The 9,388-nt window shown below is 70.2% G+C and carries 14 protein-coding genes; 6 read left to right on the plus strand and 8 right to left on the minus strand.

Translation table 11 applies throughout. The annotated features are described in order from the left end of the window. Window positions 1-62: 62 nt before the first annotated feature. The 3 genes from PKD06_RS10725 to PKD06_RS10735 all read right to left on the minus strand — a co-directional run bounded on the left by PKD06_RS10725 (window position 63) and on the right by PKD06_RS10735 (window position 2,296). Window positions 63-698 carry a transglutaminase-like cysteine peptidase gene (locus PKD06_RS10725; protein WP_324380166.1) on the minus strand — a complete coding sequence of 212 codons (636 nt, stop codon included), beginning with the start codon at window positions 696-698 and terminating at the stop codon, window positions 63-65. A gap of 325 nt (window positions 699-1,023) precedes the next feature. Next, window positions 1,024-1,641, minus strand: coding sequence for a PilZ domain-containing protein (locus tag PKD06_RS10730; protein ID WP_324380167.1), 618 nt, complete (start codon window positions 1,639-1,641; stop codon window positions 1,024-1,026). Between the two features lie 88 nt (window positions 1,642-1,729). Then, entirely contained in the window at window positions 1,730-2,296 is a 567-nt protein-coding gene (locus PKD06_RS10735) for a PAS domain-containing protein (RefSeq protein ID WP_324380168.1), read from the minus strand. A 216-nt stretch (window positions 2,297-2,512) separates the two neighbouring features. Between PKD06_RS10735 and PKD06_RS10740 the strand changes: the two genes are divergently transcribed. Together PKD06_RS10740 and PKD06_RS10745 are read left to right on the plus strand one after the other, a co-directional pair. Then, a complete protein-coding gene (locus PKD06_RS10740) occupies window positions 2,513-3,289 on the plus strand; it encodes a rhomboid family intramembrane serine protease (RefSeq protein ID WP_324380169.1) in 777 nt (258 codons plus the stop codon). A 52-nt stretch (window positions 3,290-3,341) separates the two neighbouring features. Continuing rightward, window positions 3,342-3,776 (plus strand): CBS domain-containing protein, encoded by a 435-nt coding sequence (locus tag PKD06_RS10745; protein WP_324380170.1) that lies wholly within the window; start codon window positions 3,342-3,344, stop codon window positions 3,774-3,776. On the opposite strand, the gene PKD06_RS10750 is transcribed toward PKD06_RS10745, so the two are convergent. Both PKD06_RS10750 and hisI read right to left on the minus strand, forming a co-directional pair. After that, complete coding sequence (locus PKD06_RS10750) at window positions 3,758-4,744, minus strand: patatin-like phospholipase family protein (protein WP_324380171.1); 987 nt, start codon at window positions 4,742-4,744, stop codon at window positions 3,758-3,760. The genes PKD06_RS10745 and PKD06_RS10750 overlap by 19 nt on opposite strands. 82 nt (window positions 4,745-4,826) lie before the next feature. Then, a complete protein-coding gene (gene hisI, locus PKD06_RS10755; protein ID WP_324380172.1) occupies window positions 4,827-5,246 on the minus strand; it encodes a phosphoribosyl-AMP cyclohydrolase in 420 nt (139 codons plus the stop codon). Window positions 5,247-5,331: 85 nt separating this feature from the next. On the opposite strand from hisI, the gene PKD06_RS10760 reads away from it, so the two are divergent. Beyond that, a complete protein-coding gene (locus PKD06_RS10760; protein WP_324380173.1) occupies window positions 5,332-5,769 on the plus strand; it encodes an iron-sulfur cluster assembly scaffold protein in 438 nt (145 codons plus the stop codon). Then, window positions 5,769-6,134: a membrane protein insertion efficiency factor YidD gene (gene yidD / locus PKD06_RS10765; RefSeq protein WP_324380174.1), complete on the plus strand. Its 366-nt coding sequence runs from the start codon at window positions 5,769-5,771 to the stop codon at window positions 6,132-6,134. Before PKD06_RS10760 ends, yidD begins: the two co-directional genes overlap by 1 nt. Here the strand turns inward: yidD and PKD06_RS10770 are convergent. Then, window positions 6,065-6,982: a hypothetical protein gene (locus PKD06_RS10770; protein WP_324380175.1), complete on the minus strand. Its 918-nt coding sequence runs from the start codon at window positions 6,980-6,982 to the stop codon at window positions 6,065-6,067. The genes yidD and PKD06_RS10770 overlap by 70 nt on opposite strands. Before the next feature lie 297 nt (window positions 6,983-7,279). Between PKD06_RS10770 and PKD06_RS10775 the strand changes: the two genes are divergently transcribed. After that, window positions 7,280-7,843 (plus strand): nitroreductase, encoded by a 564-nt coding sequence (locus tag PKD06_RS10775; protein WP_324380176.1) that lies wholly within the window; start codon window positions 7,280-7,282, stop codon window positions 7,841-7,843. Between the two features lie 6 nt (window positions 7,844-7,849). Continuing rightward, entirely contained in the window at window positions 7,850-8,461 is a 612-nt protein-coding gene (locus PKD06_RS10780) for a flavin reductase family protein (protein ID WP_324380177.1), read from the plus strand. Here the strand turns inward: PKD06_RS10780 and PKD06_RS10785 are convergent. Together PKD06_RS10785 and PKD06_RS10790 are read right to left on the minus strand one after the other, a co-directional pair. Next, entirely contained in the window at window positions 8,382-9,089 is a 708-nt protein-coding gene (locus tag PKD06_RS10785; RefSeq protein ID WP_324380178.1) for an aldolase, read from the minus strand. The genes PKD06_RS10780 and PKD06_RS10785 overlap by 80 nt on opposite strands. A gap of 6 nt (window positions 9,090-9,095) precedes the next feature. After that, window positions 9,096-9,388, minus strand: a 293-nt coding sequence (locus PKD06_RS10790) for a MaoC family dehydratase (protein WP_324380179.1), incomplete at its 5' end; no start/stop codon positions are given.

Here is a 9,388-nt window from a genome sequence, read left to right on the forward strand (position 1 = left end):
TCCGTGGATCGGTCCCGACGCCTGCACGGCCCGGGGGAGGGGAGCGGGGCCGGCCCGGCGATTTACCAATTGGCCGTGGCGGCGGGAGAGGTGGCCCGGCCCAGCGAAACCCAGCCGATCCGGTCCTGGCTTTCCCGCTTCACGAAGACGTAGCCGGTCTCGAACCAGGGCCGGACGGCGTTCGTCTTGTTGTCGAGCACGAGGTCACCGCGATCGGTCCGCAGGACGAGCACCGCATGGCCCTCGCCATATCCGTCGATCACGACGGTCATGCGCATCGCGCGCCGGGGCACGCCGTATTGCTCGACGAGAATCTTGCGCTTGAGGAGCTGGAAATCCTCGCAATCGCCGGCGCCGTCGGTCGGCAGGTCCCAGCGGTCGGCGACGCCCCAATGCTCCTCGTCGGTCACCGGCCGGATGCTCGCATTCACGCGGCTGTTGATGGAGACGATCGTGCTCCAGAGGCGCGGCGTCAGGCGGATGACGGCCGGCTCGGAGGGATTGACCGCGCATTCGGAGGGCATGCGGTTGCAGAACTCGACCCAGGCGGCGATGGGCTTGGCCTCGCCGACGGGCTGGGCCACCGCGCTCTGGCGGGGCAGAGAGGCCAGCGTCTGGCCGTAGCTGAGGCTGGCCGGCAGGATGAAGCCGATCGCCAGAAGCCCTGTTCGGATGATCTTCTTCGATTTCTCGAACATTGTCTTTCCCCCTGTCCCGAGGAAGACAATGCCCGCCGATCATAGGGCCGCGCTGAATTCGATATCGACAATTCGATCGAATCGGGAAGACGCAAATTCTTGCCGGATATTAAGATGAAGACGGTGCCTGCGTGTCGCCTGCGCTTTCGCGCGATCCTGTTCACGCGCGGGAAACCATCGAGGCGGCCCGCTTCTTCCACGGATATTCGGCGGCCGGGATATTGCCGTGGCAAGGCGCGAGGCGGCGGCCGCAGGCGCTATTCTCCCGCGCGACCTCGATATGGCTCGAAGAGGGTCGGCGGCGCCCCGGGCCGCCGCGGCAGGTTCAGAGGACGATGCCCTCGTCGAGCCGGTCGGGCGACAGCATCCGCCGGAACTCGACCGCAATGCCGTCCTCGAGGTGGCGCGTGACCAGGGCGGGAGTGCTGCCCAGCGTCACGGCCGCACCGATCGGAGGGCTCTGCTCGGTCGAGAGCGCGGCGCCGGACAGGGAGACGTCCCTGATTCGGACCTCGTACTCCCTTCCGTTCTCCAGCTTGAGGATGCTGGCGGTCTGGCGCGGGGCGATGCGTTCGTGGCGCCTGTCCTCGGGCAGCCCGAGGCTCCGCCGGTTTGCGAGCCAGGTGAGGAGCGAGGCGATCTTGTCGCGCTTGCGCATGGCGGCGCAGATGGTGAAGGCGAATCCGTCCGGGAGATGGCGCGCGATCCGGCCCTCGACGCGGCCCAGATGCTCCCAGTAGAGGACGACCCTTTCGCCGATCTCGCCCTTGACCGGCGCGATCACGCGTCCCCCGCCCGGCGAGAGATCGACGCTCTGGCAGGGATATTCGTGCCGGTCCGACAGCATGTAGCGCCCGAGCAGCGCGACCGCGACCCGGCTGTGGAGCCGCCTTTCGGTCCTGCGCGGCGAGGGATACGCGGCTTGGTCGGGGCGGGGGGACATCCGAATCGAGAAGGCTCCGTTGAGCGCCCCGAGCCTAGGGCGGACAAGGTTAAGAGTTCCTTGCGGCGGCCGGAATTCCAGACGTTTCTCAGGGCATGCCGCCGTCATGGACGACGAAATGGCTGCGGCGCTCGGCCGGGGCGCCGGTCTCCGGGAGGCCGCCGTCCGGGTTCGTCTCGATCGTCCGCACGGAGCGGATGCGCAGCTCCACCAGGGGAACGAGCCCCGCCCAGGAGGGAATCGTCGCGGGCGACAGGGCCCCCAGGACCCGCCTGTCCGTGCGCCCTCCGTGCCGGAGCGGCAGCAGGAGCAGTTCCAGCGAAAGCTCCGATCCGTTCACGTTCGCGCCGACGGTCCCGGCCACGATTCCGGTCGTGTCCTCGAGGACGAGGCCGAGCACGCGCTCCACCTCCGCCGCGTCGCCGGGACACCAGAGCGCGCGGAAGGGCAGGCCGGCGAGATCGCGCCCGAACAGGGCGCAGATCCGCGCCCCCGCCAGCCGGAAGACGGTGTCCGCCTCGTTCGACAGGATGAACGCGTCCGACAGGACGTGCCGCATGCCGCCGGGTCGCAGGTCGCTGCGCTCGGGCGCGGCGCGCTCGCCGCGGAGCGAATCCCAGTAGGCGAACAGGATGCGTGTCGTCGCGTGCTTCATTCCGATACGAAGCCTCCGCCCCGCCCGAGCCGGATCCTGCGCGCCGATCCGCTTCGGATCATTTCGAGCCAATCGATTTCCATTGCCGCAAGGTGCCCGCAGATCGCGGGCCGCGCCCCGGCCGGAGGATGTTTCCACAGAGTTAAGGTTAATGCGGGCGGGGCCGCGTCGAGAAAGGGGCTTGCCGGGCGGGGGCATTGTCTCCACCCTCCGGCGATGGATTTTCCGAGCACGGCTTCGCGGCGCGAGCCTGCGATCAACGTTCCGGCCCCGCTGCTCGTGGGGATCGCGATCCTCGCTGCCATCCACGCGGTTCGCTCGTTCCTGGCCCCCGAGACGGATATCCGCCTGCTGATCGAGGCCGCCTTCGTGCCCGCCCCGTGGTCGATCGCGCTCGGCTACGCGACGCCCGCGGATGTTCTCGCCGCCGCCGAGGCTCATGCGCAGGGGGAGGAGGGGAGCCTCGCGATCGCCCTGGCCGGCTTCTTCGCGCATCAGCCGCTGCGGCCCTGGTCGGCCCTGAGCTATTCGGTCCTGCATGGATCCTGGGCGCATCTCGGCCTGAACTGCCTCTGGCTCGTGGCTTTTGGAACCTCCGTCGTGCGGCGGGCGGGAGCGGCGCGCTCGCTCGTCCTGTGGGTGGCCGCGGCGCTCGGGGGAGCGCTCGCGCAGTGGATGTCGGGTCCGCTGAGCGTCCAGTTCATGATCGGGGCCTCCGCCAGCGTCTCGGGATTCATGGCCGCCGCCGCGACCTTCATGTACGAGCCGCCCGGAAGCGGACGCTGGGCGTTCCTGCGCAACAGGGGAGCGCTGATCTTCCTCGGCCTGTGGCTGGCCTGCAATCTGATCTTCGCGGTGATCGCCCAGCCCATGGGGCTGGCCGATGGCGAGGTCGCCTGGCAGGCCCATATCGGCGGCCTGATCGTCGGAATCGCTCTTTTTCCTCTTCTCGATCCTTATGCCGAGCCTCGTCGCAGCGACATGCCGTCTTGAACCTTGAAATGAGTTTAGAGAGGATGGGGAGAGGGATCGAGGGGAGACGACAATGAGCAGCGTGGCGCAAATTCTTGCCGAGAAGGGTCGGACGGTCGTGACGATCGAGGGTCACAGGACTCTCGCCGAGGCGGTGGAGATGCTGAACAAGCATCGCATCGGCGCCCTGGTGGTGGTGGATGCAGGTGGCGTGGTGCAGGGAATCGTCTCGGAACGCGACGTCGTGCGGGCCGTGGGCCAATCCGGGTCGGACGGGCTCAAGCTGCCGGTCGCCGAGCGCATGACGCGCAAGGTCGTGACCTGCACGCCGACCGCTGCCCTGCACCAGCTGATGACGATGATGACGGACGGCAAGTTCCGTCACGTGCCGGTGGTCGAGGGCGGGCGCCTCGGTGGCATGGTCTCGATCGGCGATATCGTGAAGCACCGTCTCGCCGAGATGGAGGCGGAATCCCAGGCGCTGAAGGATTATATCGGCGCGGCCTGACAGATCGCGCCGACCTCTTCCAGCACCTCCAGAAGCTCCGGGAGGCGGCGGCGCGCGGCCTCCGCCCCCAGCTCGATCGATTCCGCCGCCCGGTGGAACTCGAACAGGCCGATCGGCTGGAGTTTCGGCGCGATCATGAGGTCCGGCGGATCGCCGGCGAGGCGGGACCGCGAGATGCGGTCCTGGGTGATGTTGAACGCCTCGATCATGACCGCGGCCATGCCGGGCGCGTCGTCCTTCTTGCTGCGCCTGCCGCCGAAGAAGCTGCGGGGCTCTTCCACGACCGCCTCGACGACCTCGTCGGCGCACAGGTCTTGGATGACCGTCCCTCCGCGCAGCTTGATCTCGGCATTCAGGTTCACGCAGATCACGAGGTCGGCGCCGAGGGCGCGGGCCACGGTCACCGGGACCGGATTGACGAGCGCCCCGTCCATCAGCCAGCGCCCGCCGATCCTCACGGGATCGAAGACGCCCGGCAGCGCGTAGGACGCGCGCAGCGCCTGGATCAGCGGGCCGCGCGTCAGCCACAGCTCGTGGCCGGTGGAGAGTTCCGTCGCGACGGTCGCGAAGCGCAGCGGCAGGTCCTCGATCCTCGTCGTGCCGAGATCGCCCTCCAGCAGGCGCCGGAGCCGGTCGCCGCCGATCAGGCCCGAGCCGGCGAGATGGAAGTCGAGCAGCCCCATGATGCGCCGCTTGGTGAGGCTGCGGGCGAATTCCTCGAGCGCGTCGAGCTTGCCGGCCGCGTAGCAGCCGCCGACCACGGCCCCGATCGAGCAGCCGGCAATGACCTCGAACTTCACCCCGGCCTCGGAGAGGGCCCGCAGGACGCCGATATGGGCCCAGCCGCGCGCGGCGCCCCCGCCGAGGGCGAGGCCGATCCGCAGGCCCCGCTTGGGCGGCCCCGGCAGATCCGGCAGGTGGTCGTCCGTCACGCCGAAGGCCCGCCGCGTGAAGCCGTCGAAGAACATGAGCCGCGCCCCGGGCAGATGGGCGCGGATGGTCTCACCAGAGCGATGAAGACCCGGTGAATGCGCCGACGGCTCCTCGTCGTCACGGCGGCGGCTCCCGCTCTTCGAGTGCGAGGATCGGCCGTCCCTCCCCGTCCCGGCGGACGGCGCGGTAGAAGCAGCTCCGCCGGCCGGTATGGCAGCAGCCGCCGTCGCCTGCGACCCGCACCTTGATCCAGATCGCGTCCTGGTCGCAATCGACCCGCATTTCCAGCACCGTCTGGATCTGCCCGGAGGTCGCGCCCTTGTGCCACAATTCGCCGCGCGAGCGCGACCAGTACCAGGCTTCCCCGGTCTCGACGGTGCGAGCGAGCGATTCGCGGTTCATATGGGCGACCATGAGAACATCGCCGGTCGCATGGTCCGTCGCGACGCAGGTGACCAGCCCGTCCGGCCCGAAGTGCGGCGTCAGCCGCGATCCCTCTTCGATCTCGGCCCTGGTTCCCGGAGCATCGAAAGCCACCCGTCCCTCCCGGCGGTTCCTCTCGCGGGGAGAGGCGTCGGGGCTTATATGTCCCTCAACGACCTTTGAGGGCAATCGAACGTCCATGCTGGATGACGTCTATAACCGCCGCATCCTGGAACTCGCCGCCGACATCCCCCGCCTCGGCCGGCTGGAGCGGCCCGAGGCGACGGCGAGCGCCCGCTCGCGCCTCTGCGGCTCGGCGGTGACGGTCGATCTCGTCACGGACGGCGAGCGGGTGACGGATTTCGCCCATGAGGTGAAAGCCTGCGCCCTCGGCCAGGCATCCTCCTCGGTGATGGGGCGCCACGTCATCGGCGCGACGTTCCGCGAACTGCGCGATCTGCGTGCGCAGATGCTGCGCATGCTCAAGGAGAACGGGCCGCCGCCGGGAGGGCGCTGGGCCGATCTCGCCGCGCTCGAGCCCGTGCGCGACTTCAAGGCCCGCCACGCCTCGACCATGCTGACCTTCGACGCGGTGGTCGAGGCGCTCGACAAGGCGGTCTCGGCGCGGGCCGCCTGATGGCGCTTGCCCGCGAGGCGGCGCGGCTCGCCATCCGCGGCTATCAGCTCAGCCTGTCGGGATTGGCCGGGCGGAGCTGCCGGCACCTGCCGAGCTGCTCGGACTATGCCTCCGAGGCGATCGGCCGGCACGGGCTCTGGGCGGGGGGCTGGATGGGGCTCGCGCGCATCTGCCGCTGCGGGCCGGGCGGCACGTCCGGCCTCGACTTCGTCTGCGAGGAGCTTCCCGCCGGATCGGCCTGGTTCGCGCCCTGGCGGTACGGCCGCTGGCGCGGCACGAACGAGACGCCGCCCGGTCAGCCCGAGCCGGCCAGCACCTCGACATCGACGTTGAGCCCCGTCTCGACCCGGAAGTCCCGCGTGTAGACCTTGCCGTTGTTGCGCGCGATCAGCGTGTACTCGCCCTCGGCCAGGACAACCTGCGGAAAGGCCCCGATCGCCTCGCGCACCACGTCGCCGCCAGGGGTCAGGATGCTGAAGGCGGTGCCCGCGAAGGCTTCGCCCCCGGCCGTGTCGACGAGCTTGAGCGTCACCGTCGCTGCGCGGTGGTTGAGGGTCGCCTCCGTGATGCGGCCGCGATCCACCTTCAGGTCCGCCCGCATGATGGCGTTGGATTCCCCGTAGGTGGAGACGATGTGATAGCTCCCCTCGGGCAGGCGGACGAGGTCGCCGGGCCTGACATTCGTCGCGACGAGCCGGCCTTCCGGGTTGTTCTGCTGGGGCTGGTAGATCGAGAATTCGAGGCGGTCGGGCTCGATCGGAACGCCCGCGATCATGCCGCCGAGCTTCAGCGCCCCCGCGTTGATGGAAAGCTGCTCGCGGAGCGCCCCCGAGGAGACCGTGATTCGCTTCGTCGCGCTGGCGAGGCCGTAGGCGGCGTGAACGATGTAGTTGCCGGGCGGCAGCGTCGTGGCCGGGGCGGGCGCCGTGAGCTTGGCCACCAGCTCGGGCTGCGCGCCGGCGTTGTCGCGATAGATTCGCCAGACGAGCCCGGTTCGGATCGGCTTCGTGTCTCCCGTGAGGACGGCGCTCAGCAGCACCGTCTGCGGGCCCGAGGCCGGGCCCGCGGGGACGGTGGGCGTGGGCACGCTCGGCAGCGGGGGAAGCGTCGGCGGCTCGTCCTGCGCCAGGGCCTGCGCCGCGGACAGTGCGAACGCCAGAAGGGCGAGGAGACGCCCCGGCCTGCGGAAAATGGCGGCGCGCTTGCCGTCCATGAAGGGAGGTCTCCCAGCGGGAATGACGGATGCCGCCCCTCTGCACGCCGAGTGCGACCGCATTGCGGCAGGCTCCCTCCGGCCGGGGATGACAGGGGGGAGCCTAGCCCGATCGCCCGGCCTCCTGCTCGACAGCCTCGGCGGTTGTGCAGTAGAGGGAGGGGAGGCGCGGCGCTCTCGCCGAGGCCGCCGCGCTCTTCCCCGAGCGGTTGCCGTCCGGGCCTCCTTCCCGATCATGCCCCATCCGGGTCTGGCGGTCTCGTCCGTCCGAAATCCGCGAGCCCGCAAGTCGCAAGCATGAACGAATTCCTCGATCTCCTCGCCACCCGCCGCAGCGTTCCCTTGCCCCAGCTCGGCGGGCCGGGCCCGGACGAGGCGGAACTCGAGCGGCTGCTCACCATCGCCGCGCGCGTGCCCGATCACGGCAAGCTCGTGCCCTGGCGCTTCCTCGTCATCGAGGGCGAGGCCCGCGCGCGGGTCGGCGACCTGATCGCGAAAGCCTTCCTCGCCGAGGAGCCCGGCGCGGACGAGGCGCGCATCGCGCAGGAGAGGGGGCGGTTGTGCCATGCGCCGCTCGTCGTCGCGGTCGTCGCCCGTCCGCGCCCGCATCCCAAGATTCCCGAATGGGAGCAGGTGCTCTCGGCCGGCGCCGTCTGCATGAATCTCATCGTCGCCGCGCGGGCCATGGGGTTTTCCGCCACTTGGCTCACGCAATGGTACGCCTTCAACCGCCGCGTCCTCGACGGGCTCGGCCTCGCCCCACAGGAGCGGATCGCGGGCTTCCTCCACATCGGGCGGCCGGCCCAGTTCCCGGCCGACCGGGATCGCCCGAACCTCGCCGCCATCGTCTCACGGTTCTGACCCTGCATGTTCTACGACGCCGCCAGGAACGACCACGGGCTGCCGCATAATCCCGTCAAGGCGCTCGTCGCGCCGCGGCCGATCGGCTGGGTGACGGCGCTCTCCGCCCGGGGCGAGGTGAATCTCTCGCCCTATTCCTTCTTCAACCTGATGGGCGAGAATCCCTTCCTCGTCGCCTTCTCCTCGACGGGGAAGAAGGACGCGGCGACCTTCGCCGAGGAGACCGGGGAATTCGTCTGCAACCTCGCGACCTTCGAGATGCGCGAGCAGATGAACCGCACCTCGGCGCCGCTTCCGCGCGGGCAGAGCGAGATCGACTATGCGGGGCTCGCGACCGAGCCCTCGCGGCTGGTGAAGCCGCCGCGCGTGGCCGGGGTGCCGGCCGCCCTCGAATGCCGCTGGCTCCAGACCGTGCAGCCGCATGCGCTCGACGGGAGGTTGCTCGAGGTCCACATCGTCATCGGGCAGGTGGTCGGGGTCCATATCGAGGACCGCTTCATCGTCGACGGCCTCGTCGACACCGCCGCGATGCGGCCCATCATGCGGGGCGGCTATCACGATTATTTCGTCGCGACCCCCGAGACGAAGTTCTCCTTGCAGCGCCCGACGCGCGTCTGACCCCGGCAGGAGCGAGCACCGCGCCGAACCCCTCGCGGCCGGCCGCCGCAAGGTCCGCGGCGGCGAGGGACGTTCCCACGAGCACCGCCTGCACGCGGCAGGCCGCGGCCGCGAGGACCGTGAGGGCCCGTGCCTGCGCGATGGCGGGCGCGTCCGGCCCGCAGCCGAGGAGGAAGGCGAGGCGTTCCGGATCGCAGGCGAGGCCGACGAGCCGGGGCGTCGCGGCGAAGGCCGGCAGAGCGAGGACGCCGGCCGGCGTGTCGGCCGCGACGGCGAGGATCCGCAATCCGCCGTCGGGCAGGCCGCGCTCGGCCTCGATCACGGCGAGCTTCGCGCCCAGATGCTCGACGTCCAGCCGGCCCGCGGCGCCCGTCAGGACGAGCCCGTCCACGCCGAGACCAGCGGCCCGGGCGAGATCCGATTCGGCGCTCCCGCAGGAGAGGGGCGGCAGGCGCAGGTAGAGGCCCGGCCCGCAAGGCCGCCTGTGGAAGGGCGAGGGCCGCTCTTCGGAGGCCGCTTCCGCGGGGAGGGGCGGCCCTGCTTCGCTCGCATCCAGCACGATCACATCCGGGAGCACGGCGGGAAGGGCGCGGCGCGGGTCGTGCAGCAGGAGCCTGCGGATCGGCATGGCGGGTCAGGCGGCCGGGCGCGCCCGCATCATGCCCTGGCGGCGGCATTCGGCCACGAGCTTGTCGTCCTGGTTATAGGCCCGGTGGATGAAATCCACGATCCCGGCATCGGGGCGGGATTTCGAGCGCCGCACCGCCGCGATCTCGGTCTCCACCCGGATGCTGTCCCCCTCGAAGACGGGGGCGGGGAAGCGGACCTCGCTCATGCCGAGATTGCCGATGGTGGTGCCGAGCGTCGTGTCGTTGACGGAGATGCCGATCATCAGCCCGAGCGTGAAGAGCGAGTTCATCAGCGGCT

Source organism: Enterovirga sp. (genome assembly GCF_035325185.1).
Taxonomy (GTDB): domain Bacteria; phylum Pseudomonadota; class Alphaproteobacteria; order Rhizobiales; family Beijerinckiaceae; genus Enterovirga.

Coding starts and splice junctions, on each gene's coding strand:
- PKD06_RS10760 (WP_324380173.1), top strand. CDS start 5,332: ATGCTGGATGACGTCTATAACCGCCGCATCCTGGAACTCGCCGCCGAC.
- PKD06_RS10725 (WP_324380166.1), bottom strand. CDS start 698: ATGTTCGAGAAATCGAAGAAGATCATCCGAACAGGGCTTCTGGCGATC.
- PKD06_RS10775 (WP_324380176.1), top strand. CDS start 7,280: ATGAACGAATTCCTCGATCTCCTCGCCACCCGCCGCAGCGTTCCCTTG.
- PKD06_RS10770 (WP_324380175.1), bottom strand. CDS start 6,982: ATGGACGGCAAGCGCGCCGCCATTTTCCGCAGGCCGGGGCGTCTCCTC.
- PKD06_RS10730 (WP_324380167.1), bottom strand. CDS start 1,641: ATGTCCCCCCGCCCCGACCAAGCCGCGTATCCCTCGCCGCGCAGGACC.
- PKD06_RS10785 (WP_324380178.1), bottom strand. CDS start 9,089: ATGCCGATCCGCAGGCTCCTGCTGCACGACCCGCGCCGCGCCCTTCCC.
- yidD (WP_324380174.1), top strand. CDS start 5,769: ATGGCGCTTGCCCGCGAGGCGGCGCGGCTCGCCATCCGCGGCTATCAG.
- PKD06_RS10735 (WP_324380168.1), bottom strand. CDS start 2,296: ATGAAGCACGCGACGACACGCATCCTGTTCGCCTACTGGGATTCGCTC.
- PKD06_RS10745 (WP_324380170.1), top strand. CDS start 3,342: ATGAGCAGCGTGGCGCAAATTCTTGCCGAGAAGGGTCGGACGGTCGTG.
- PKD06_RS10740 (WP_324380169.1), top strand. CDS start 2,513: ATGGATTTTCCGAGCACGGCTTCGCGGCGCGAGCCTGCGATCAACGTT.
- PKD06_RS10780 (WP_324380177.1), top strand. CDS start 7,850: ATGTTCTACGACGCCGCCAGGAACGACCACGGGCTGCCGCATAATCCC.
- PKD06_RS10750 (WP_324380171.1), bottom strand. CDS start 4,744: ATGTTCTTCGACGGCTTCACGCGGCGGGCCTTCGGCGTGACGGACGAC.